Source organism: Treponema sp. OMZ 803, assembly GCF_024181165.1.
Classification (GTDB): Bacteria; Spirochaetota; Spirochaetia; order Treponematales; family Treponemataceae; genus Treponema.
Genome location: NZ_CP051195.1, coordinates 685,079 through 706,861 on the forward strand (window position 1 = coordinate 685,079; position 21,783 = coordinate 706,861).

Genomic DNA, 21,783 nt, shown 5'->3' on the forward strand with positions numbered 1-21,783 from the left:
ACAGAATAATTGAGGTTGCGAGACCATTTGAATCGCAAAGCGATTCAACTCTGGTTGAACGACCTCAATTATTCTGTGGGGGTATAAAAACGTCTGATGCGTTTGCCGATTTCCCTCAAGGTTTTCCGCTAAATTCCGACACTGTAGCAGAAGGGGTATCAGATGGACAAAGTATCCGCTGCAGGGAAAATCGAACAAGTCTTACAGCAGCAAATTAACGTGATGAAAGAAGTATATGCATATCAAAAAGAGCTTTCCGACTCCGTGCGGAACCGCTCATGGGAAGGCATTGAACGCTGCGTGTTGAAAAGTACGCAGGCTTCCAATGAGTTTTTACGGCTTGATAAGCAGTGTTTTTTGCTTCTTAATCAGCTTGATCCGTATAACGAAGAGGTGAGTGATTTTTATGGCTATATTGCATCACTGCCTGCAGAAAATCAAAAAAAGCTATCGTATTTATATCGCCGCCTGCAACAGCAGGTGCAGCTCTCAAAAACTGCAAACGATACGCTTGACGCTTACGTTACTCATGTACAGACGCTGGTACAAGATATGATGGATGCCGCTGAAATCGGTACGAGAACAGCATTTTATACCCGTACCGGTGCGCCGAGTCAATCAAATTACAGCAGTTTGGTTATCGATACGGTATTTTAACGGATAGTATTCAAGAAGGCGAGATAAAAAGCGCTGTCTGAAATAGCACCATCGCTTTTTATCTCAAGTTTGCGTTGCAAACTCGATTATTTTACGAATGCGCTGATGCGCACGGCTAAAAACTTTTTTGGAAATTTAAATTTCCTGTAAAAGTTTTTATGGGAGAAAAAATGTCTACATTTGCTTCGATTGAATTGGGAAAACGCAGTTTTTTTGCACACCAGCAGTCTATTCAAACAGCCGGTCATAACATATCGAACTCATCCACGGAAGGATATACCCGTCAGCGTGTTCAGCTTGATTCTTACGAGCCGCTGTACCGTCCCGATCTTTCACGGGCGGAAACTCCCGGACAAATCGGACAGGGTGTTGCTGTCAGCTCCATTACCCGCCTGCGCGACGAGTTATTGGATCAGCGGATTGTCGCCCAAACCGATAAGCAGGGATACTGGGAGACACGCGATTCCTACATCTATATGCTGGAACAGCTGTATAACGAGCCGGAGGATACTTCCGTACGGACACGGCTCGATCAATTTTGGGATTCATGGCAGGAGCTGTCAGTCTATCCCGAATCGACGGCGGCGCGCAGTGCGGTTGCAACCCGCGCAAAAACGCTGACCGATGCCGTGCACCACCAATACCGGGGATTGCAGGGCATCCGCGATATGATCAACGGAGATATTGAAGCGCGGGTTAAGCAGGTAAACTCCTTTACCCGGCAGATTGCGGCGCTCAATGAAGAAATCGTAAAAGTCAAAGCGATGGGCGATAATCCCAACGACTTGATGGATAAGCGCGATGTTTTAACCGAAAAACTTGCCGACCTTATTTCCATCTCCGTAGAGAAGGTAGATGCCGACGAATCCTATATCATTTATTCGGATGGTATGGAGTTGGTACAGGGGCGAACATTCCGTACTTTCGGGCTTAAAAGTGGTACCGGAAATGAAGGGTATGCTAATGTCGTATGGGAAGATTCCGGCAATCTTGCACACTTCGGCGGCGGTAGGCTGGCTGCTCTTATCGAACTGCGCGACGGAGATGTCCGCGACGAAATCAATAAACTCGATACAATGGCGATGAACTTTGTCGACCTGGTTAACGACATTCATCGCAATGCAATGGGCTTAAACGGAAAAACCGGTATTGATTTTTTCAAAGAACAATATTTTATCAACAATACGGTCGGTAATTTCGACCGGAACGGCGACGGTGAATATGATTCTTCATATATCTTCCGTTTGACCGGCGCATATAGTCTTGATCCGCGCGAACAAATCGGATTGGAAGGGACGATCACCCTTTCCGCAGGAACGGGAACGGTTCAAGTACCCTACGCTTCCACCGATATGGTCGCCGACCTTGTAGACCGCATCAACCGTTCCGGCGCAGAAGTCGTCGCGTATCTCGACCAAAACAACAAACTCGTGCTCAAGGGGACGGCGGCACAGGATACCGAAAATCCCGACTTTGTTATCAGACACGTCGAGGATTCAGGACGCTTTTTAGCGGGCTACGCCGGCGTGCTTACCGGCAGCGGTGCAGAAAACGCCTACGACTGGCAGCAGCCCGATGCGGTGAACGTACTGTCGCAGGAAGGCGCACAGTATGCCGTTTCCCCCATTGCGCACCCCTCCGGCTGGATGGAAATCAATCCGGTTGTGGTAAGCGATTTACAGAATATCGCCGCCGGTTACCCCAGTCCTGAAGGCATCCCCTATCCCGGAGACAACCGCGCCGCCGTCGCTATCGCAAAGATACGGAATACGCCGGTTATGGTCGGCAACACCCGCACCTTCGATGAATTCTTCGCCGAGGCTGTTACCGATATGGGCTTAAAGGGTGAGCAATCCGAGCTTGCGTTGAATACGCAAACTGCTATCGGCAAGGAACTCCGTGATATGCGCGACTCGATTTCCGGTGTCAACATCGACGAAGAATTGGCGGATATTATTAAATTCCAGCACGGCTACAATGCGACTGCTCGTTTTGTCGCTACCGTCAACGAGATGCTCGATACCATTATTAACCGCCTTGGCGTCTAGGCCATGGGTAAATATATCAGGGGGCGGTGACTAATCGAAGCCGCAGAATAAAAGCGGCAGGAAAACCATTTGAATCGCGAAGCGATTCAACTCTGGTTGGACGGCCGCTTTTATTCTGCGGGCTATATCACACTACCCCTGATATATTTACCGGGAAAAAGGAGTAAGTATGCAACGGATTAGTTCAAATATGCAGCATTCGGATAGCAGCTATTCGGTGCGGAGGCAGGAAAGTAGGCTGCACAAGGTAAACAGTCAACTCAGTACTCAGCGGCGCATTCAGCAGCTTCGTGATGATCCTGTTGCGGCTGGACACTCGGTACGCTATAAATCGCTTCTGGCACGGCTTGACCGCTTTGAAAAAAATGCCAAGACGCTCAACGACCAATATAAGGTTGCAGAGGCGCCGATGCAGAGTGCGCTCAATATTATGCAGCGGCTCCGCGAACTTTCCGTAGCGGGTGCAACCGGCACTTATACCGCTTCTGATCTTAAAAAGATGGCGCCGGAAGTAGATGAGCTGTTATACGAGCTTGTTCAAACGGCGAACAGTTTTAGCGCGGACGGCACCCGTCTCTTTGCCGGTACGAAAAGTTTTACCGAACCTTTTGAGATTGTGATGGGCGATATCGATGGCGCCGGTTCCGCGGTTATCACCAATGTACGGTACAACGGTTCCATCGACACCAAACAGGTGGAAAGCGATGAGCTTTCATTTATGGATGCGAATCAGGCAGGAAACCGTATCTTTTGGGCGGAACGGCAAACGCTCTTTTCTGCAACCGATGCACGGAATTTCATCGTGCAGCAGGATAGCGCCATCGAGGTGGATGGAGTTACTATCCCGCTCATCGCGGGCGATAACGTCTATGCGATTATGTCTAAGATCAACAGTTCAGGCGCAGCGGTTAAGGCTTCGCTCGACCCTGTTACCAACGGTATGAATATCGAAACCACCGATGCACGGCAGCTCTGGCTGCGCGATACCGGAGAGGGAAACGTACTTGCCTCGCTCGGCATTGTGAAACCTCAGCAGCGGCCGCCGTACAACCTTGCCGATTCGGTGCGCGTTTCCGGCGGTTCGCTTTTTGATGCGGTAATCGCGATGCGTAATGCGATGTATGCAGGCGACCATGAATCGCTCGGCGGCAAAGTACTCGGCAGTGTGGACGGGGCTATCGACAACCTCGCAGCGCGGCTTGCGGAAAACGGTTCCCGCTATGAACGCGCGGAAGCGGCGCTCGCCCGTTTGAATATGCAGATACCGAACGTAACGGGAGCGGAATCCCGCGAAGCCGATTTGGATTTGACACAAGCGATTTCCGATCTTAAAATGTATGAGTATACTCATCAAGCATCGTTAAGCACGGTCGGCAATTTATATAAAAACACGCTGCTCAATTATTTAAGATAACGGTGACGAAAGAAAGGGAGTTTTAGTATGGAAATAAAAACGAAGGCGCTGGGTACGGTTACGATTGAAGAAGATCAAATCATCACCCTGTCTGAAGGTTTTTACGGATTTAAAAAGTATCACCGCTTTGCATTGCTCGATGCGAAGCAAAAGCCGTTTATATGGATTCAGTCGCTTGACGATGCGCAGCTTGCCTTTATTGCCATCGATCCTTTTATCTTCCGGCCTGACTATGAACTGGATATCGATGACAGTTTGCTTGAGCCGCTCGGTATTGAGTCTCCGTCAGATGTCCTGGTGTTCGCATTGGTTACCGTTCCGTCAGACGGCTCGGCAATTACGGCAAATTTGCAAGGGCCGCTCATTATCAATAAAAAGAATAAAAAGGCAATGCAGCTGGTCATCGGCGGGGAAAAATGGAAGACTAAGCATGATATCGTCGCTGAAATGAAACGCGGAGGTTCGTCATGTTAATCCTTTCCCGAAAGACAAACCAAAAAATCCGCGTCGGCGATTCAATTGAAATTACCGTTATTGAAGTTCGGGGCGATCAGGTTAAAATCGGCGTTGAAGCCCCCCGCTCCGTCAAGGTATTCCGCGAAGAAATTTACGACGAAATTCAGCGCGAAAATAAAGCGGCACTCGCGACCGGCAATATCGATTCGCTCGCTCAACTGGGGTTGAAGTAAAAAGAAAAATCTTAATCCGTATAAGAAGCGGAGAAAGTCAATTCACAATTAAGAATGCATAATTATGAATTATTACCGGCTATTTTTGCATTCGTGCTGTATAAGAGATGTATACTAACGGAGGCAGAAGATGATAAGAGAATCCCCTGAGTGGAACAATCTTCTCTGCGTACGAATAAAAACCTTTTTAAGATTACTTCATATTTTTCCCTGTTTGCCGATATTGAGTAAAGATGAGCCTCTAAAAACTGTAGTTTGTAGAGGCTCGCCAGAGAGGTTCTTATGATTAGAGGTTGGTACACTGCGGCAAGCGGTATGAACGCTCAGCAAAAACAGTTGGACGTTATCGCTCAGAATTTAGCAAATGCCGATACGACAAGCTATAAACGGGACGTTGCGACTCATAAAAATTTTCCCGAATTGCTGATACGGCGCTTAAATGATGACGGCGTTGTTAAAAATCCCTTTGGTTCGTCAGACATTGCGCCCATTATCGGAAAACTCGGCCTTGGGGTGGAGCTGAATGAAATCTTTACCGAGTTTGAGCAGGGTTCCTTAAAGCAGACCAATGCGGCCTCCGATCTCGCGCTTGAAGGCAAAGGCTTTTTCTGCGTGGAAACCCCTTACGGTGAACGGTATACCCGCAACGGGAACTTTACCGTCGGCGTTGAAGGCTATTTGATGACAAAAGAAGGCTATCCCGTCCTTGGGGAAAACGGCCGCATCTTTTTACAGGATAAAGAATACAAAGTGAATCAAAACGGGGAGGTTCATGCGCGGCCGATAACCGAACCTGATTCGGATGCGACGCTTACCGACCGGCTTAAAATCGTTACCTTTGAAAATGACCGGTATCTGAAAAAGCGCGGTTCCAGTTTTTATCTTGACACACCCGTGTCGGGGCCTGCTATCGCTGCGGAGGGCGGCGACCGTCCCGTTGTAGTACAGGGCTTTGTCGAAGCTTCAAATATTAAGGTAGTCAACGAGATGGTACGCATGATCGAAGTAAACCGTGCGTATGAGGCAAATCAAAAGACAATTCAATCCGAAGATACAATGATGAGTAAACTTTGGAACGAGGTTGCGAAAGTAAAATAGCGTAGGAGAATAAGATGGTAAGAAGTTTATGGACAGCCGCAACCGGCATGAACAGCCAGCAAGCAAATATCGATACGGTTGCAAACAACCTTGCAAACGTGAATACCAGCGGTTTTAAAAAGCAGCGGGCGGAGTTTGAAGACCTGCTGTATCAGACCATTCGGGCGGCAGGAACACCTGCAACCGAAGATACGATTACACCTGTCGGCGTGGAGATGGGGCACGGTGCAAAGCTCGCCGCAACGCAGCGGAATTTTGAACAAGGGTCGCTGCAGAACACAGGTGTTTCTACCGATGTGGCTATTGCAGGAGAGGGCTTTTTCCGTGTGCTGCAATATGACGGTACCTATGCCTATACGCGGGACGGTTCCTTTAAAATCGATGCCGACCGGCAGTTGGTAACCTCAAACGGACTCCGCTGTTTGCCGGAAATTATTTTCCCGGAAAACTATCTTCCGCACACAATCGCAATCAGCCAAGACGGCCGGGTGTCGGTGCGGGTAGGGGAGCAGGATGATCCGGTAGAAGTAGGTCAGATTGAGCTGTACCGCTTCCAGAATCCGGTCGGGCTTTCCGCTCAAGGAAGCAATTTGTTCCGGCAAACTCCGGCATCGGGTCAGGCTATCGCAGGGCGCCCCGGCTTTAACGGCTTCGGCAAAACCGAGCATAAATTTTTGGAAATGTCGAACGTCTCTACCGTCAGCGAAATGGTCAACATGATTGTCGCACAGCGTGCCTATGAATTTAACTCAAAAGCCATCCAAACCAGCGACAATATGCTCGGTACCGCAGTCGGCTTAAAGCGGTAGTATTCCTTTTGTACGAAATTTTTCTGAAATTTCGCATATTTTTTTATTGTAGAAAACGGGCAACCATTATTCTGCGGGCTGTTAAAAAAACAGTCTGGCGCGGTTGCCCTGATTGAAAGGAGCACAACAATGATTAGCGCAGTGCAGCACAACAGCCATACCGCACCGCAGCATCCGGCGAACAAACATGCTGCAAAAAACACACAGAGCTTTTCTCAGTTGCTCGATTCTTTAAAGACCGAATCCGCTCGTTTTTCTACAGCGAAGGAATCCGCTCATTCAAATCTCTCGACGCGGCTGCCGGGTGAGTATTTAAGCTCATTTGAAATCGTTAATCCTACTGATGCAGATCGTGCGGTTCAACCTAAGGGTATGGGCGCCGCTGCAGCAGCGCAGGCCGGCGGGAAAGCCGTTATCGATAAAACCTCCGAACTGTATCAGCAAGCCCTTGAACTAGAATCCTATTTTGTCAAAATCATGCTCGATTCCATGCGGAGTACGCTCGGAAAAAACAGCTTGACCGGAAAAGACAGCTTTGCCGGTAAAATGTACGACGATATGATGTACGAAGAGCTTTCCCGCACGATGACTAAAAATGCGGGACTCGGCCTTGCCGATCAAATATACTTACAGCTGAACGGGCAAGCGTAAGGAAATCTCTGTCCCAGCAATTCTTGTTAAAGCCTTGAAACGCCGGTTAATTCAGAAACGAATTAATCGGCATTTTTTTATTCTTGACATTGATAAAAAGTTAGCGTAGGATAACTGTTATTTTTAGATACACGAATGCCTATCTATAGGACATCTCTCAAAACTATAAAAGGATATGATGATGAATGAACAAAAGCATACTCCGCCTCTGCAATTAGGTGCTATACAAGAGACGATGCTGATACCGGTTACGATAAAAGCAACTGAGACTCAGCGGAAAAATGCGAGGATTAAAGATTATACCGCTGTAAAAATTCTTGAGACCTTGCAGTGCGATACTTCAAAATACGACAAATTTATGAGCCATGAGGGAGTTATTGCACGCACGATTATGTTTGACCGGGAAGCTGCCTCTTTTATTGCAGCGCATCCTGATTGTACTGTACTTAATCTTGCGTGCGGACTTGATGACCGATTCTCCCGTGTCGATAACGGAACTATCCGCTGGTTCGATCTTGACCTTGCCGACAGCATGGCGGTACGGCGGCAGTTCTTCTCCGATACCGATCGGAGAAAGATGCTCACCGGATCCGTACTTGATACTGCATGGGTTACCGCGGTAAAGAGTTCCGGTAACTACAAGGAACCCTCTTATGTATTGATCATAATAGAAGGGCTTCTCATGTATCTGACGGAAGCCGAGGTTAAAGAGACCTTTGACATTATTGCAGACTTTTTTCCAGAAGCACAGATTATCACTGAGCTGATGTGTAGAGCCACAGCAGGATTCTCGAAGCACCACGATACCGTTAAACACACCGGTGCGGTATTCCGATGGGGAATCGATAACGGTACTGAGCTTGAAGAGCTGTGCCCAAAGCTGAAGCTGCTTAAAGAAGAAAGCTTTAATCTGGAAATGAGCAAATACACATTCCGCGGCTGGCTATTCGGTAATCTGCCTAAGTTCAAGCGGCTGAATAATAGGCTTGCGGTATTTGGAGTGAAGGCTTACTCTCCTACCCCCACCGTTTCGGTATAGACTTCAATATCCCCCGACACGGAATGCAGGGGGATTAAACGATCCGTACTACTGAATTAAAAATACTGCCGTTTTGCCTCTGCACGGGGATGCAAAATCCATTCTACATCGGCATCGGTAAGCGTCATATTATAGAATTGTTTATAATATTCTTTTATTTTTTGATTCATATCGATATCGCCGAAAAGGTCGGGTCGGGCTGTTTTCGCAAACCACCACATAGCAAGCGGGGTATCGGTTGTGGGCGGCCACCAGCGGTGCATTCCAAACGGAAACTTAAAGACTTGCCGGTTTTTAACGGCATTTATACCGCTCCAATCATGTCCGGGAGCTGCAGTGTTATTGTATAAATTATCCGGTGTCTTATCGGAAAAGGTTAAGATAAAGACCTGATCAGGCTGCCATTCATATATTTGTTCCATATTGATAGCCCCCTGAGTTGCCTTCCCTCCAAGGTTTATGCCGCCCAGCAAGTTTGCCCAGTATTGCCCGAATGATTTTTTTCCGGCAGAGGCGATAGTTGTGTCCGAATACTTACTGATAAACAGAATCTTATTCGGAGAGGGGAGCGGATGCTTTTCAATTCGAGCTTTAATTTCCTTTTCAACTTGTTCGCCGTAGGCAATAATCTGTTGAGCAGGGCTTTCCATTTGCAGCGTTTGAGCCATCGTATCCATCCACGACTTGAGGGTTACAAGCGGGCTTGCATCCCATCCGGTACTCGGATGCGCTAAGGCTACAGCAGCAATCCCGGCTTGCCGGAGCGGTGCGGCAACCGATGCATCCATATAAAAGACAACATCCGGCTTGAGCTTTATCAATTCTTCCAAGTTGAGTTTTCCGCCGGTATAAAACGCAGAGGAAATATTTTGGAAGTCCGGGGCATATTTTGAAAATATGCTGTACTTAGCTCCGTTGACGGAATCGGGAGAGACCCCGACAATATTGTCGGTCTTACCCTGTTGAAACACGGTTAGAACCGTCGGCGCAGGCAGCGGACCTAATACAACGATTCGTTCGATCTTATTGGGAACCTCTACCGAATTTCCCTTAAAGTCCACAACCGTATGAGTTCCTTCTGCAGCACTCATCGCCGCGGTTCCGGCTGTCTTTGCCGGTTCATCTTTTTTACCGGCACCGTAGACACCGCCCAACACAAGAGAAAAAAACAATACCGTTATTAGTAGTTTTTTCATACCTTACACTCCTTCTGGTAAGTAATTGTTTTATTTCGCTAAAGATACCGCCGTTACAGCGCTGTACGGTATCCCTTTATGCGAAGCCCGAAGAATATCAACGTGCACCTGAAAAACATCTTCCATTATCTCTGCGTTAATAACCGCCTCCGATTGCCCGAATATGCTTTCTCCGCTGCGGGAGAGAATGAGCGACTTGTCGGAAATACGCAGGGCATGGGCGGGGTAATGCGTATTGAACACACAGCATAAGCCGTCAACTTTTGCAAGCCGGTGAACCGTTTCCAAAATGATAAGCTGATTGCGGAAATCCAAGTTTGATTCAGGCTCATCCAGCACCAGCATCTCCGGCTTGCTGCACAGCGCCCGGGCGATCAGCACCATTTGCAGCTCCCCGCCGCTTAAACGGTTGCAATACTTGCCGCGTAAATGGGAAATGCCTACGGCTTCCATCGCTTCTTCGCAGTATTGTCTATCCTTTTGTCCCGGTACGCCGAACAATCCGATGTGTACACTGCGTCCCAATAGAATCATCTCCTCTACGGTAAAAGCAAAGGGGAGATATTTTGCCTGCGGAACATAGGCAATACGTCTCCACAGCTGTTGTGCAGGAATTTCTACAATATTCTGTTCGTCAATCGTACTAGTGCCGGAATTCCATTGCAGCATCCCCATCATGCAGCGGAGCAACGTTGTTTTTCCGACACCGTTGGGGCCAAGGATGGATAATATCTGCCCGCTCTCTATCGAAAAAGAAACATCCCGTAAAACCGGTGCGCCGCCTTTAAATGCAAATGTCCCATTGTGAACCGCGAATATCACTTCCAGCCGCCTCCCGTCCGTTTTAACAGTATGATAAAGAAAGGAGCTCCTACAAGGGCTGTCAGAATGGAAAGGGGAATTTCCGACTCCGTTGCACTGCGGGCGACTGTATCTAACAGCAGCATGAACACAGCACCGATACTGGCACTTGCCGGAATAACCCGCCGGTTGTCACTTCCGAAGAGCATCCGGCATACATGAGGCACCACGAGCCCTACCCAGCCGATTTGTCCGCACATAGAAACACTGGAAGCAATAACCGCCGCCGATGCGATAATGATCAGTAAGCGTATTTTTCGGAGATCGATCCCCATAGACTTTGCTTCATCATCAGATAAGGTGAGAATATTGCATTTCCACCGTGCAAGGATTAAGATTACCGTTCCTGTTACAATAATCGGCGCTCCTACGGCTAAACCTTTCCATGTGGCATTATTCAGACTTCCAAGCAGCCAATAGGTAATTGTCGGGAGTTTTTCTTCAGAATCTGCCGTGTATTTAATGAGCGATACCATTGCCTGGAATAGCGCAGATACCACAACGCCTGCTAACACCAGCATAACAATGGAGTTCTGCTGCTTTATTTTTCCTGCTTGGTAGGTGAGGTATAGGGCAAGGATACCGAAAACAAGGGCACTGAGCTGTACAATCAGCAGGCGTTGATCTGCCAGCAGTGCCAGTGCGGCGCCGAAACTTGCCCCTGATGCTACTCCCAGCGTATCGGGTGAAACCAGAGGATTGGAAAGCAGTGCTTGTAACCCTGCTCCGGCGCTTGCCAATGCACAGCCGCAGAGCAGCCCTAATAGGATGCGGGGCAGTCTGATGCCGATAATAATGTGGGCTTCAACATTATCTTTTGCCAATGCGATATTATTGTGTGTAATGAACTGTATAATTGCGCGAATAGTACTGCTTACCGGCACCGAATACCGTCCGATAGAGAGGCTGATCATCATTGCAATAAGCGGTGCTAAAAATAAGGCACAGCCAAACAAAATAGAATATGTCCGCTGCTTATTTCCTATCATTGTTGTTACCCTGTTACCCGTTGTTGACATTGGAAAAAAGTTAGCATAAACTAACCATGTATTCTGTTGCCGTTGCAACAAAGAAGGAAAAAATGCTTAATTTTTGCACAGCTTTTTTAGCGCATTCTGCAGTATTTAAAGGTATTCCCGCCCAAGAAATTGATAAAGCTGTTTCCTGCCTTCACGGATTTTACCGGTTGCTTGAAAGCGGACAGGAAGTACATCCGATAGCTGATACTATCCCTTACGCAGGCATTGTGATTACCGGCTGCATTCATGTTGAACAAATTGGTATCGATGGGAAGATCATACTGCTTAAGCAAGTGCAAAGGGGAGACCTGTTCGGCGCAGAACTCAGTTGTCTAGAGCTGACAAATCCGTTTTTACGTATAGTAAGTGCTCAAAAATCAAAGGTGCTGTTTATCAAAGTGCCGTCTGCACAAAATAAGGCGTGCCGAACCTGTCCGTATAAGATGACTGTTTTAGAGAATATCCTCAGGGAAGTTGCACGTGATGCAGTATATCTGAATCTGAAAATCCAGCTTCTTTCACAGCCGACACTCCGTGATAAACTGCTGTTTTACCTGAATGTAATGCATGACTCGCAGCACTCTCATGCTTTTACGATCCCTTTTACGCGGGAAAAACTGGCACAGTTTATTTGCGCTGATAGAAGCGCGGTATCGCGGGAGTTGAGCCGTATGCAGCGCGAAGGTATTATCACAATTGAGGGGAAACAGATCAAGTTTGTGTTGCACCGGCAACAGACGGTAAACGGATAAATCCGGTATAAGTAATGTATGGAAGATTTAAAGGCTATTTTGGATATAAACCGTGCGTTGTATAAAAGATTCGGCTTACCGCTGCCGATTTTTGATGAGCTTATTACAGGCTTCCGCTGGATTATGACAGCTGATACCAACTCACATATAAGCCTTGCGCTGCGTGTTGAAGAAAATATAAGCCCTGAACAATATGCGAAAATTGCAGCGGAGCTTTACGGTAAGCCGGTAGACGTATGTATCGAGATACTGCTTGAACGGCGGAGTCCTCAGTTGAGGAATCTCATCGTAAGTTTAAGCAGTTTGATGAGTAAACCGCTCAATACGCCGGAGCTTCTGGCTCAGCGCGGCATTGTGAGGACGGAAGGTCTGCAATTCCGGTATCAAACGGAAGGAAAAAAGGTCGGGCTTATCGGATTCGGTGTTTATATCAACCGTTTTTTGAACCGCTGTAAAGAATTTCATGTGTTCGATTTACGGAAACCGGAAGCAATTCTAAGTTATCGTTATAAAAACGGGTTGCAGCGGTTTCCGGAAGGCATACAATGGCATCTTGGACATAATGCCGCTGATTTTTGCGATATACTCAGTACGCTTGATATTATCATTATGTCAGGCAGTACTATTGTGAATAATTCATATACGGCATTGCGGCAAGCGGGAACCAATGCGGAAATTGTAGGCTTGTACGGACCGAGTTGCGAGCTTTGCCCCGACTACTTTTTTGAGCAAGGGTATAACTATATGTTCAGTACCTCGGTTAGGGATAAGGAAACGTATTTGAAGACTGCCCTCGGCGCAGAGCAGACATACCGTGAATTTGACTACATGGATATTTATGAACTTGAAAGGGAAAGGAAAAGGGCATCTCTCAATTAGCAATCGAGGTGTGGAGGTGTCCTTCTCTATAAAACTTTCTGTAGGAGATTATGATGTACGAAGCAGGACATGTTTTTTTAGCAAGAATCGGTAAAACGACGCTTCGGCCGGGCGGTATTGAGGCTACCGAATGGCTAATCGATCAGGCTGCTATAACACAGAAGACAAAGGTGCTTGAGGTTGCGTGCAATAGAGGGCGCACCATGATTCAGTTGGCAAAGAAATTCGGTTGTGCCGTTACAGGTGTCGATCTTGATGAAAATGCCTTACAAGATGCGAAAGCCAATATCGAAAAAAATAATCTACAAGATAACCTTACGCTGATACACGGCGATGCAACAGCATTACCGTTTGAAGATAATAGTTTTGATATTATTATCAATGAAGCAATGCTGACCATGCTGGTGGGCGACCGCAAAGACAAAGCTCTCAAAGAGTATTTCCGTGTGCTTAAACCGGGCGGTAGAGTAGTAACGCAGGATGTCTTTTTTACCGTTAAAGATGCGGCACAGCAAAAGGAACTCAGAATTGGTTTAAGCAAGGCGATTAACGTAAATGTCGAGCCGCTCGATGCCGAGGGGTGGGAGAGTCTTTTCTCCCGGAATGGATTTACCGTAACACAGAAATGCGGAATGATGACGCTACTCAGCCCCCGCGGTTTACTTCGCGATGAGGGCTTATGGAATACGCTGCATATTATCCGGTGCGCACTCAAAAAAGAAAACAAAGCAATGTTCTCCAAGATGTACCGTTACTTCAATGGACACAAGTACGAACTCGGTTATATCTGTAACGCAGGCGTAAAATCGGCAGCGGTCTAATGTTTAGTGTTCAACGCAAAGCCCCACCACCGCCTCAAAGCACAACTGTAGTGCGCACTCATAGGAATCGATTCCCCAATTCCTTTCGCTATAAGCATCACTGTTAGCTAATGTGTCAGCGGTAAAGAGAATTTCTCCCCAGACAGCGCCGCGGAGCTGTGCACACGCAGCTAATGCGGCGCATTCCATTTCTACAACGGAACATCCTTCGGCTTTTCGGTAGGCAACCTTTGCTTTTGTTTCCCGGTAAAATCCGTCAGTAGACCATGTTGTAACTTCGGTATACGCTAAGCCGTGTTCTTCGAGTGCGGCTTCAATGGCGCTTAATGCAGTTGTGTTTATGTCTATAAACCGCGAAGGCTTCATGTAATGATAGGATGTTCCCTCATCTCGTAATGCTTTTATGGGAACTAGAAAGGTGTTTTCCGGTAAATCTTGTAATACACCGCATGATCCTGTTGAAATGATTTTTGTTACTCCATATCCGATAAGCCAATCTAAAATCTGAACGGCAGCAGCTGCACCTACCGGCGCTTGGCAGAAACAAATATCGGAACCTTTGTATTGTGTAATATAAATAGGATATGATTTGGTAGATGAAATGAATAACCCTGCCTGTGTACAATTGTGTTCTTTTGCATACTTTTCGATGTAGTTGCCCAGAAAAGCAAAAACGGCTTTTTGAGGAAGCTTTAGATTGAGGTTTTCGTGTGTAGGCGCGAGAACCGCAGCCGTATCCGTATCGAATTCCAAAATGGGAAGCTCATGTTTAAGAATACTCATAGTGATATATCTATATCTTGCTGCTGCTTATTCGTGCGAGGGGTTCATACTCCGACGTTCTGACTCGTTTCCGCTTATTCCGCTGTATTTGCGCCTACCGTTTCGGTGTAGACCTCTTTGTTGAGCACTTCCAGCGACAGCTTTGTTCCTTCCGGCACGGTGTATGGTACGGAACATGCGCCGCCCGGATGCCGGAATGAGGTAAGGAGATCCTTATCCCCGTTTGGATACGCCGCATAGAGCGAAACGGTAAAGGGGTAGGGAAACTCCGCCAGTGTTGTTTTGAGGATACCGGATACCATACCGTTTGCCGATTTCGGTAGGGAAACGGTCAGTGTTACCGGAGAAAATACCGGAACTTCGCTTTGTGCTGCGGCGCTCTGTTGTTGTACGGCAATATCCATTCCTGTTGTGCTGCCTGCGGTAAAAGCAAACGTTACCGCCGCTCTCTGCATTACCTGATATATTTTTTTAAGATCGGCGCCGGCCATATCGGGAACTTGGGTTGTTTCCGCTTGCGTTCCCTTGCTTACCACAAAGGTCAGCTCCATATTATTTGCAATCGGTGTTCCCGCTGCGGGTTCCTGCTCAAGGATGGTTCCTGCAGGTTCGGCGCTGTATTTCGTCAAATACGGTTGTTTAATCTGGATGTATTGGCGGCTGCCGGAGGTAAACAACTCCCGTATCCGATTTTGTACATCTTCGATATTCTCTCCGATATAGTTCTGTACCGTATCGATGACAGTCCCCTGGCTTACCACCAGCTCAATCCGCTTGCCGCCTTTGACGATAGCACCCGGGCTGGGATCCTGCTCAAGGATAAGTCCTTTTTCGTCCGCTTTTTGGGAATAGCGGAGCTGAATGCGCGGATAGAGTTCACGCGCCTGCAAATCGAGCAGCGCTTCGGGCAAATCTTTACCGACAACATTCGGCACCATCACCTGCTCGGCGCTTTTTAACGAAATAAAAAAGATCAGCGTCGAAACCGCAACAAAAACGATGAGCATCACCAACGATGTAATAACAATTGTTTTTCCGTTTCCGCTGATATCATCAGCAATATCACCTATACCCATACGTAATCCTTAGATTTATGTTTCCGGAAGAGTCCGGAGCGTTGTTCCGATAAAGCCGGCTGCCCCGTTTAAAAAATCCTTCCATTGCATTGCTTTTTTTGTTTCCTTCTGGAGTACCTGTACCGCTAAAATACCCTTTCCCGTTTGTACCAATACGCCTTCCCGTTTATCAATGCCGAGTACCAGTCCCGGCGTTTCGGGAGATTCCGCCGCTGCGTTCCCCGTATACGGATGAGCCTGTATAATAGAAAGTTTTGAACCCATCCAATAGGTAAAGGCTCCCGGCCACGGGGTATAGGCGCGTATTTTCCGGTCTATTGCGCCAGCATCGTCTTGCCAGCAGAGTAATCCGCTGTCTTTTTGTATCAGGGTGCAGTACGATGCCGCCTCGTGATTTTGAGGTACAGCATTGACGGAATCAGTTTCTACCATTTTAAGCGCTTGCACGATGAGCGAAGCGCCGAGTTCTGCACAGCGGGTTAAGAGTGTTTCGGTCGTATCGGACGGTCCAACCGGCAGTTCTTTTTGAATGATGATGTCTCCCGCATCCATTTCCTGCGCCATATACTGAACGGTTACACCGGTTATGCTATCTCCTGCAAGGATTGCTGCGGGTACCGGACTCGACCCTCTCCATCGGGGCAGCAGGGACGGATGAATATTGAGCGCACCGTGCGGAAATAAAGCTAACGTCTTCGGGCCGAAAATCTTTCCATACGCAAAACATACCATTATATCAGGTCGGAGCGTCGCTACTGCTTCGCGAAAATCCGCATTTAATTTCTCCGGTGTAAAGACCGGTACCTCTTGAGCGATGACGCCGCGTTCTTTTAGTTCGGCAACCGCCTGCGCTATCGCAGCGTCCGCATATTTTTTACCGCGTCCGACACGGGCGGGGGGAGCCGTTAACACGCCGGCAAGAGGATAGGTCTTTGCTATTGCCTGTAATGCGGGGATTGCGCACTCAGGGGTTCCGGCAAAAAAAACGTTCATTATGCACGCACCCGCTTTTTTGCTTCACGCTGTCTTTTGCGCTCTTGCTGTTGAGTGAACTTTGCAACGAGGCTATCCCGTTCTTTTTCGGATAACCGATCGATGAAAAGGACTCCTTCAAGGTGATCATACTCATGCTGGATAACCCGCGCGAGTAAACCGGTTGCTTCTATCGTCCTGCGCCGTCCATTCATATCCTGATATTGCACAGTCACGGCTTCGGGGCGGACAACGTCCGCATATATTTTAGGGATGCTTAAACAGCCTTCTTCGTAGCTGCATTGCTTTTCCGAAGTGCCGACAATGAGCGGATTAATGAATACCCGTTCAATACCGTCATCGATTTTTACGATAAAAAGTCTTACATTTTTTCCTATTTGAGGCGCTGCCAAACCGATACCTTTGTCAGTATCCATCGTTATAAACATTTCCCGTATCAGTTCATGCAAGGCTTCATCAATATGCTCTACCGGCTTTGAGGGCTGCCGGAGCGTTTCTTCACCTAAATATAGTACCTTCATCGCGCATCATAGTACAAAATTTATGCCGTGCGGTCAATGTGTTTACAAAGTGAACGTACCGGAAATCTCTGTCCCGCACCTATCAGCTACTTGACTTTTTTGGGGTTATTTGGCATTATCGCCTGTATTCACGGTGGGTGTAGTTCAGTGGTAGAGCGCCAGATTGTGGATCTGGTTGTCGTGGGTTCGAACCCCATCACCCACCCTTTTACGTTTATGCTTGATGCGCAGACGTTTATAAATCAGTCTGTTTTGGGCATAACGGAAAATGCGCCTGTAGCTCAGTTGGATAGAGCAACGGACTTCGAATCCGTAGGTCGCACGTTCGAGCCGTGTCGGGCGCACGTTTTTTACTCATTCATATTTTTTTACAAATCCCGTTACTCATCACCGGACAAGTCTTTTATATACAGCAGCCCTTTCTGCTCAAAACCTTCCCGTTCAAGTAGCGCAATCAAATGAGCCGGTGTGCAAAAGTCGGCAAATATCAGTACATCAGCCAAAGATTTAGCATACATACAGGATCGCTGTAGAAGCTCTTTACCGAGTCCAAGCCCCCGATACTCAGGCAATACCCGCAAGAACGGAATGCAAAAACTTTCGTTAAATGGAAAAGCAACGATGGAGCAAACCCCGCACAACCCGTTTTCATTGTATGCAGTGATATACACAGCATTATGCTGAGTTGTGCCATACTTCTGTCCGGCTGCGGCACAAACATTCGCGTCAAAAAATGATGTGTATCCAAGTAGTCTACCCGCTTCAAATGCTGCCTTTTCATCAAAGTCGTCAAAGGATAGTATCTTATCACTGTCCTCGGAAGTTGCTTCCGTTTTACGGATAAAATTCCGCAAAAGTTCGGTATTCAACGCATCGTATTTTTCAATCAGAAACGTAAAATCTTCCTGTAAAAGCTGACTGTCTGTTTCATCTTCAAAACTGATTTTTTCCAATCCCCAAAGTTTTCTCAGATCATTGTACCATTCGTAAACAGCAGCTTTCATCTGCTGATCCTTGAACCGGTACCATTCACGTTCAACGATAGGCGCGGTTTTCAGTACTTCTTTATACCGGCGAAAGACGCCTTTCCGCTGTCCGAGCGCATTGAGCAATGCCTCCCGCAGCAGAGGGTTATGTACCCGCGCCGTAAACTGTTCCATTACATGGAAGCCTTGAGCGGAAGTCCAGTCGGGGAGATCGTAATAGCGTTGATCGTCGATAACTGTCCCATAATCATCATCAATCTCATCCATATCGACACAGATACCTTCGAGCGCATCGAATAAAAGAATTTCCGTTTGATTTTCCATCGCAAATATAATGTCATCGATTATTTCAGGTGATAAAATAAATGTCATACCATTTGATTATATCATAAAATAAGTGTAATATGTAATGAATTATCTCTAGGGCATCTCTAAAAACTCGGTTAGCTTTTTAGAAGTTCCCTCTGAAAGATGGGAGGTCGTATATGAGCGATATTGTGTATATTGAAGGACGTGAGATTCTCGATTCTCGCGGAAATCCTACGGTTGAAGTTGATGTTGCATTGAGCGACGGCAGTTTCGGACGCGCCTGTGTTCCGTCCGGGGCGTCTACCGGCGAGTTTGAAGCGTTGGAGATGCGCGACGGCGATGCAAAACGCTACGGCGGCAAGGGTGTATTAAAGGCTGTCGATAACGTAAATACCATTATTGCGGAAGAGCTTGAGGGAATGGATGCCTTGGAACAGGCTGAAATCGATCAGACTATGCTTAATCTGGATGGGACACCGAATAAGTCAAAACTCGGCGCCAATGCGATGCTCGGCGTTTCGATGGCAGTGGCTCGCGCCGCCGCCGACTATGTCGGTTTACCGTTGTACCGCTACTTGGGCGGTGCACATACCTTGCAAATGCCCGTACCGATGGCAAATATCATTAACGGCGGCAAGCATTCCGACAACAAAATCGACTTTCAGGAATATATGGTGATGCCGATCGGCGCTGAGTCCATTCACGAAGCGGTGCGCATGACGGCGGAAGTTTTCCATGCGTTAAAAGGCCTTTTAAAGGCGGACGGTAAGGCAACCTCCGTCGGAGATGAAGGCGGTTTTGCCCCGGATATCGATAACGAAGCGGCGCTGGAATATATTATGAAGGCAATCGATAAGGCAGGCTACAAGCCACGCACCGATATTGCTATCGCGCTCGACTGCGCTTCTTCCGAATTGTTCGATGAGGGCGGACGCAAGGGCTATAAATTCTGGAAGTCAAATCCTGGCAAGCTGTTCACTGCGGATGAGATGATCGAAATCTATAAAAAGTGGATTAATACCTATCCGATCGTTTCTATCGAAGATCCGCTCGATCAAAATGATTGGGAAGGCTATGCACGTTTAACTAAAGAACTTGGCAGCAAAATTCAGATTGTCGGCGACGACTTCTTTGTTACCAACACCGAACGGTTGCAGCGCGGTATTAAAGAAAAGGCTTGTAACTCTATTCTGATTAAGCTCAATCAGATCGGTACCGTTACCGAAACCATCGATGCGGTACGAATGGCGCAGAATGCAGGCTATACTGCGGTTATCTCTCACCGTTCAGGCGAAACCGAGGATGCGTTTATCGCCGACCTTGCCGTCGCAGTAGAAGCGGGGCAGATTAAGACCGGTTCGATGAGCCGCAGTGACCGTATTGCAAAGTACAACCAGCTGATGCGCATTGAAGAAGAACTCGGCTGCCAAGCCCGCTATGCAGGCGCCGCAACCTTCGCACGCTACGGATTTTAACATTTAGTCTCACATTCTTAATTATCCATTCATAATTGAGAATGTGAGTAATTACCCATTACAAATTACCAATTACTAATTGATTTATAGGAGAAGTTATTTATGAAAAAGATTATTGCAACAGACAAGGCGCCGGCCGCAATCGGACCGTATTCGCAAGGAACAGCCGCAAATGGCTTTATCTTTACCTCCGGCCAGCTGCCGATCGATCCCGCTACGGGCGCTTTTGTTCCGGGCGGCATTGCCGAACAAACTCGCCAATCGCTGATGAACCTGAAAGCGGTACTCGAAGCAGGTGGTAGCAGTTTGGACAAGGTGCTTAAAACAACCGTATTTTTAAGCGATATGAACAACTTTGCGGAAATGAACAAAGTGTACAGTGAGGTATTCGGTACCGGGAATTATCCGGGGCGCTCCGCGGTACAGGTAGCCCGTCTGCCGAAAGACGGACTGGTTGAAATTGAGGCGATCGCTCTTGCGTAAGTCGATGTTGGCGCTGTCGCTTGCGGCAGCGCTTGTTTTTTCCGCTTGTACAAAACAAAAAGCCGAAACTGCCTCGTCGCAAACGCCCAAAAGCGCATCGACGGTACCGGTTGAAGCACAGCCTGCAAATCATTGGAAATATTTTTCCATTGGTGACAACGGTTCCGTGGAATTTAAAAATGCCGATGCCGTTTCCGCAATACCTGCTGTAGTGTTTAAACCGTGGACGGAGGCGGTTCAAGTTTCCGATTTCGGCTTAAATAACGGGGATGCCGTCTTTTTAATCAATAAGTGCGGGCTGTATCCTATTCGATATTTGCAATCAAATGCACAGCTTCCCGTTAGGCATGAGCTCTTTCCACACGTCACCGCCGGAGATCTCTATGTGGAGGATGGGCAGTATTTTATCCGTATCTATCAAAATTCGATCTTTTCATCGCGTGATATATCCGAAAATACACACTTCCTATTGCGTACCGATCCTGAATGCAAAGTCTATACACCCGCAGCCGATGTTGCATATCTGCATTTACCGAAAGAGGCACAATGTAAATCGCTTGAGCGGGTAGGCGGCCAATGGTATGCAAGTTTTAAAGCTGATAACGGCAGGGATGTTTCTTTCTTCTATATAAGGTGCGGTAACTTTTCCAGCTTTATGCAAGATGATGCCTATAAACATATCGAACAACTGTCTGCCGAGGGCTTTAGAGCAGCCTGCGAACCTCCGCCTTATAACCGGATGCCGGATATGCTCAAAGTGTTGGCGGACGCAATCGAAAATAATAGGGATTTGTACTTAAATGTATTCACCGAAGATTCGGCGGATGGTACTATTTTCTTTAAGTCCGCACGGAATCAAACGAACGATACGCTGGAAGAGAGGGTACCGGTAAACGTTTACGCAGTTCAGTATTCCCAAAGTGACGGTAAGCAGAATGCAGCAATCCTCTTACCTGACGGAACTTTGCTGCTCAATACGAGCGAGCACGGTATCCGCAAAGTACAACTGCCGTCTCTACCGGAAAACTTCACGTATACCGCGTTTTCCATCTCGGATACGGCGATTACTGCTGCTTGGGAAGAATCGATATTCTATGAAGTCGGCCGTGCGGGAATCTTTACCGCCGAGTTGAGCGAACTGGGGCTGTAAAAACTTTCGGAGTGGTTGCAGTGCACTCGGCTTTAATATCCCTTGTTACGGGCTTAAAGAAGCCAAGAAGCACC

Annotated in this window: 23 protein-coding genes and 2 tRNA genes; 17 read left to right on the top strand and 8 right to left on the bottom strand. The window is 47.5% G+C overall.

Features of this window, described 5'->3' with window-relative positions; genetic code table 11:
- The first annotated feature begins 162 nt into the window (after positions 1–162).
- The 9 genes from ABH09_RS03170 (at position 163) to ABH09_RS03210 (ending at position 8,405) form a co-directional block, all read left to right on the top strand.
- Entirely contained in the window at positions 163–657 is a 495-nt protein-coding gene (locus tag ABH09_RS03170) for a hypothetical protein (protein WP_162662653.1), read from the top strand.
- Positions 658–827: 170 nt separating this feature from the next.
- Positions 828–2,705, top strand: coding sequence for a flagellar hook-associated protein FlgK (gene flgK, locus ABH09_RS03175; RefSeq protein WP_253715168.1), 1,878 nt, complete (start codon positions 828–830; stop codon positions 2,703–2,705).
- Positions 2,706–2,874: 169 nt separating this feature from the next.
- Positions 2,875–4,119, top strand: coding sequence for a flagellar hook-associated protein 3 (locus tag ABH09_RS03180; protein ID WP_253715169.1), 1,245 nt, complete (start codon positions 2,875–2,877; stop codon positions 4,117–4,119).
- Positions 4,120–4,146: 27 nt separating this feature from the next.
- Complete coding sequence (fliW, locus tag ABH09_RS03185) at positions 4,147–4,593, top strand: flagellar assembly protein FliW (RefSeq protein ID WP_253715170.1); 447 nt, start codon at positions 4,147–4,149, stop codon at positions 4,591–4,593.
- The gene (gene csrA / locus ABH09_RS03190; protein ID WP_006188992.1) at positions 4,587–4,808 is read left to right on the top strand and encodes a carbon storage regulator CsrA; all 222 of its coding nucleotides are present in this window, start codon (positions 4,587–4,589) and stop codon (positions 4,806–4,808) included. The genes fliW and csrA overlap by 7 nt, the downstream gene beginning before the upstream one ends.
- Before the next feature lie 282 nt (positions 4,809–5,090).
- On the top strand, positions 5,091–5,906 hold the full coding sequence (flgF, locus tag ABH09_RS03195) for a flagellar basal-body rod protein FlgF (RefSeq protein WP_253715171.1): 816 nt from the start codon (positions 5,091–5,093) through the stop codon (positions 5,904–5,906).
- Positions 5,907–5,920: 14 nt separating this feature from the next.
- Complete coding sequence (gene flgG / locus ABH09_RS03200; RefSeq protein WP_016524140.1) at positions 5,921–6,715, top strand: flagellar basal-body rod protein FlgG; 795 nt, start codon at positions 5,921–5,923, stop codon at positions 6,713–6,715.
- 129 nt (positions 6,716–6,844) lie between these two features.
- A complete protein-coding gene (locus tag ABH09_RS03205; RefSeq protein ID WP_253715172.1) occupies positions 6,845–7,366 on the top strand; it encodes a rod-binding protein in 522 nt (173 codons plus the stop codon).
- Positions 7,367–7,547: 181 nt separating this feature from the next.
- Positions 7,548–8,405, top strand: a complete 858-nt coding sequence (locus ABH09_RS03210; protein WP_162662666.1) for a class I SAM-dependent methyltransferase — start codon at positions 7,548–7,550, stop codon at positions 8,403–8,405.
- 56 nt (positions 8,406–8,461) lie between these two features.
- On the opposite strand, the gene ABH09_RS03215 is transcribed toward ABH09_RS03210, so the two are convergent.
- From ABH09_RS03215 to ABH09_RS03225, 3 genes are read right to left on the bottom strand one after another with little or no spacing between them, the layout of a single operon-like run.
- Positions 8,462–9,601, bottom strand: coding sequence for an ABC transporter substrate-binding protein (locus ABH09_RS03215; RefSeq protein ID WP_253715173.1), 1,140 nt, complete (start codon positions 9,599–9,601; stop codon positions 8,462–8,464).
- 30 nt (positions 9,602–9,631) lie between these two features.
- The gene (locus tag ABH09_RS03220) at positions 9,632–10,423 is read right to left on the bottom strand and encodes an ABC transporter ATP-binding protein (protein ID WP_253715174.1); all 792 of its coding nucleotides are present in this window, start codon (positions 10,421–10,423) and stop codon (positions 9,632–9,634) included.
- Positions 10,420–11,451: a FecCD family ABC transporter permease gene (locus ABH09_RS03225; protein WP_253715175.1), complete on the bottom strand. Its 1,032-nt coding sequence runs from the start codon at positions 11,449–11,451 to the stop codon at positions 10,420–10,422. Before ABH09_RS03225 ends, ABH09_RS03220 begins: the two co-directional genes overlap by 4 nt.
- 92 nt (positions 11,452–11,543) lie before the next feature.
- On the opposite strand from ABH09_RS03225, the gene ABH09_RS03230 reads away from it, so the two are divergent.
- Genes ABH09_RS03230 through ABH09_RS03240 form a run of 3 tightly spaced genes read left to right on the top strand, consistent with a single transcriptional unit; the run spans position 11,544 to position 13,933 of the window.
- A complete protein-coding gene (locus ABH09_RS03230) occupies positions 11,544–12,233 on the top strand; it encodes a Crp/Fnr family transcriptional regulator (protein ID WP_253715176.1) in 690 nt (229 codons plus the stop codon).
- 18 nt (positions 12,234–12,251) lie between these two features.
- The gene (locus ABH09_RS03235; RefSeq protein ID WP_253715177.1) at positions 12,252–13,112 is read left to right on the top strand and encodes a Rossmann-like domain-containing protein; all 861 of its coding nucleotides are present in this window, start codon (positions 12,252–12,254) and stop codon (positions 13,110–13,112) included.
- Between the two features lie 50 nt (positions 13,113–13,162).
- Positions 13,163–13,933, top strand: a complete 771-nt coding sequence (locus ABH09_RS03240; RefSeq protein ID WP_253715178.1) for a class I SAM-dependent methyltransferase — start codon at positions 13,163–13,165, stop codon at positions 13,931–13,933.
- A 3-nt stretch (positions 13,934–13,936) separates the two neighbouring features.
- Here the strand turns inward: ABH09_RS03240 and ABH09_RS03245 are convergent, their stop codons facing one another.
- The 4 genes from ABH09_RS03245 to def all read right to left on the bottom strand — a co-directional run bounded on the left by ABH09_RS03245 (position 13,937) and on the right by def (position 17,306).
- Positions 13,937–14,716: a nucleoside phosphorylase gene (locus ABH09_RS03245; RefSeq protein ID WP_253715179.1), complete on the bottom strand. Its 780-nt coding sequence runs from the start codon at positions 14,714–14,716 to the stop codon at positions 13,937–13,939.
- Positions 14,717–14,790: 74 nt separating this feature from the next.
- Positions 14,791–15,792, bottom strand: coding sequence for a PASTA domain-containing protein (locus ABH09_RS03250; RefSeq protein WP_253715180.1), 1,002 nt, complete (start codon positions 15,790–15,792; stop codon positions 14,791–14,793).
- Positions 15,793–15,807: 15 nt separating this feature from the next.
- The gene (gene fmt, locus ABH09_RS03255) at positions 15,808–16,785 is read right to left on the bottom strand and encodes a methionyl-tRNA formyltransferase (protein ID WP_253715181.1); all 978 of its coding nucleotides are present in this window, start codon (positions 16,783–16,785) and stop codon (positions 15,808–15,810) included.
- The gene (gene def, locus ABH09_RS03260) at positions 16,785–17,306 is read right to left on the bottom strand and encodes a peptide deformylase (protein WP_253715182.1); all 522 of its coding nucleotides are present in this window, start codon (positions 17,304–17,306) and stop codon (positions 16,785–16,787) included. The genes fmt and def overlap by 1 nt, the downstream gene beginning before the upstream one ends.
- Before the next feature lie 133 nt (positions 17,307–17,439).
- On the opposite strand from def, the gene ABH09_RS03265 reads away from it, so the two are divergent.
- Both ABH09_RS03265 and ABH09_RS03270 read left to right on the top strand, forming a co-directional pair.
- A tRNA-His gene (locus ABH09_RS03265) sits at positions 17,440–17,511 on the top strand.
- 65 nt (positions 17,512–17,576) lie between these two features.
- Positions 17,577–17,650, top strand: a tRNA-Arg gene (locus tag ABH09_RS03270).
- 36 nt (positions 17,651–17,686) lie between these two features.
- Here ABH09_RS03270 and ABH09_RS03275 read toward each other — a convergent pair.
- Positions 17,687–18,664 carry a GNAT family N-acetyltransferase gene (locus ABH09_RS03275; RefSeq protein WP_253715183.1) on the bottom strand — a complete coding sequence of 326 codons (978 nt, stop codon included), beginning with the start codon at positions 18,662–18,664 and terminating at the stop codon, positions 17,687–17,689.
- A 113-nt stretch (positions 18,665–18,777) separates the two neighbouring features.
- On the opposite strand from ABH09_RS03275, the gene eno reads away from it, so the two are divergent.
- From eno to ABH09_RS03290, 3 genes are all read left to right on the top strand, one after another.
- Entirely contained in the window at positions 18,778–20,076 is a 1,299-nt protein-coding gene (eno, locus tag ABH09_RS03280) for a phosphopyruvate hydratase (protein ID WP_162662683.1), read from the top strand.
- Between the two features lie 102 nt (positions 20,077–20,178).
- Positions 20,179–20,559: a RidA family protein gene (locus ABH09_RS03285; RefSeq protein ID WP_253715184.1), complete on the top strand. Its 381-nt coding sequence runs from the start codon at positions 20,179–20,181 to the stop codon at positions 20,557–20,559.
- Complete coding sequence (locus ABH09_RS03290) at positions 20,552–21,709, top strand: DUF8086 family protein (RefSeq protein ID WP_230978000.1); 1,158 nt, start codon at positions 20,552–20,554, stop codon at positions 21,707–21,709. The genes ABH09_RS03285 and ABH09_RS03290 overlap by 8 nt, the downstream gene beginning before the upstream one ends.
- The last annotated feature ends 74 nt before the right edge of the window (positions 21,710–21,783 follow it).

Excerpts from the sequence above, each read along its gene's own strand:
- ABH09_RS03170 (WP_162662653.1), top strand. The coding sequence starts at position 163 with ATGGACAAAGTATCCGCTGCAGGGAAAATCGAACAAGTCTTACAGCAG.
- flgK (WP_253715168.1), top strand. The coding sequence starts at position 828 with ATGTCTACATTTGCTTCGATTGAATTGGGAAAACGCAGTTTTTTTGCA.
- ABH09_RS03180 (WP_253715169.1), top strand. The coding sequence starts at position 2,875 with ATGCAACGGATTAGTTCAAATATGCAGCATTCGGATAGCAGCTATTCG.
- fliW (WP_253715170.1), top strand. The coding sequence starts at position 4,147 with ATGGAAATAAAAACGAAGGCGCTGGGTACGGTTACGATTGAAGAAGAT.
- csrA (WP_006188992.1), top strand. The coding sequence starts at position 4,587 with ATGTTAATCCTTTCCCGAAAGACAAACCAAAAAATCCGCGTCGGCGAT.
- flgF (WP_253715171.1), top strand. The coding sequence starts at position 5,091 with ATGATTAGAGGTTGGTACACTGCGGCAAGCGGTATGAACGCTCAGCAA.
- flgG (WP_016524140.1), top strand. The coding sequence starts at position 5,921 with ATGGTAAGAAGTTTATGGACAGCCGCAACCGGCATGAACAGCCAGCAA.
- ABH09_RS03205 (WP_253715172.1), top strand. The coding sequence starts at position 6,845 with ATGATTAGCGCAGTGCAGCACAACAGCCATACCGCACCGCAGCATCCG.
- ABH09_RS03210 (WP_162662666.1), top strand. The coding sequence starts at position 7,548 with ATGAATGAACAAAAGCATACTCCGCCTCTGCAATTAGGTGCTATACAA.
- ABH09_RS03215 (WP_253715173.1), bottom strand. The coding sequence starts at position 9,601 with ATGAAAAAACTACTAATAACGGTATTGTTTTTTTCTCTTGTGTTGGGC.
- ABH09_RS03225 (WP_253715175.1), bottom strand. The coding sequence starts at position 11,451 with ATGATAGGAAATAAGCAGCGGACATATTCTATTTTGTTTGGCTGTGCC.
- ABH09_RS03230 (WP_253715176.1), top strand. The coding sequence starts at position 11,544 with ATGCTTAATTTTTGCACAGCTTTTTTAGCGCATTCTGCAGTATTTAAA.
- ABH09_RS03235 (WP_253715177.1), top strand. The coding sequence starts at position 12,252 with ATGGAAGATTTAAAGGCTATTTTGGATATAAACCGTGCGTTGTATAAA.
- ABH09_RS03240 (WP_253715178.1), top strand. The coding sequence starts at position 13,163 with ATGATGTACGAAGCAGGACATGTTTTTTTAGCAAGAATCGGTAAAACG.
- ABH09_RS03245 (WP_253715179.1), bottom strand. The coding sequence starts at position 14,716 with ATGAGTATTCTTAAACATGAGCTTCCCATTTTGGAATTCGATACGGAT.
- ABH09_RS03250 (WP_253715180.1), bottom strand. The coding sequence starts at position 15,792 with ATGGGTATAGGTGATATTGCTGATGATATCAGCGGAAACGGAAAAACA.
- fmt (WP_253715181.1), bottom strand. The coding sequence starts at position 16,785 with ATGAACGTTTTTTTTGCCGGAACCCCTGAGTGCGCAATCCCCGCATTA.
- def (WP_253715182.1), bottom strand. The coding sequence starts at position 17,306 with ATGAAGGTACTATATTTAGGTGAAGAAACGCTCCGGCAGCCCTCAAAG.
- ABH09_RS03275 (WP_253715183.1), bottom strand. The coding sequence starts at position 18,664 with ATGACATTTATTTTATCACCTGAAATAATCGATGACATTATATTTGCG.
- eno (WP_162662683.1), top strand. The coding sequence starts at position 18,778 with ATGAGCGATATTGTGTATATTGAAGGACGTGAGATTCTCGATTCTCGC.
- ABH09_RS03285 (WP_253715184.1), top strand. The coding sequence starts at position 20,179 with ATGAAAAAGATTATTGCAACAGACAAGGCGCCGGCCGCAATCGGACCG.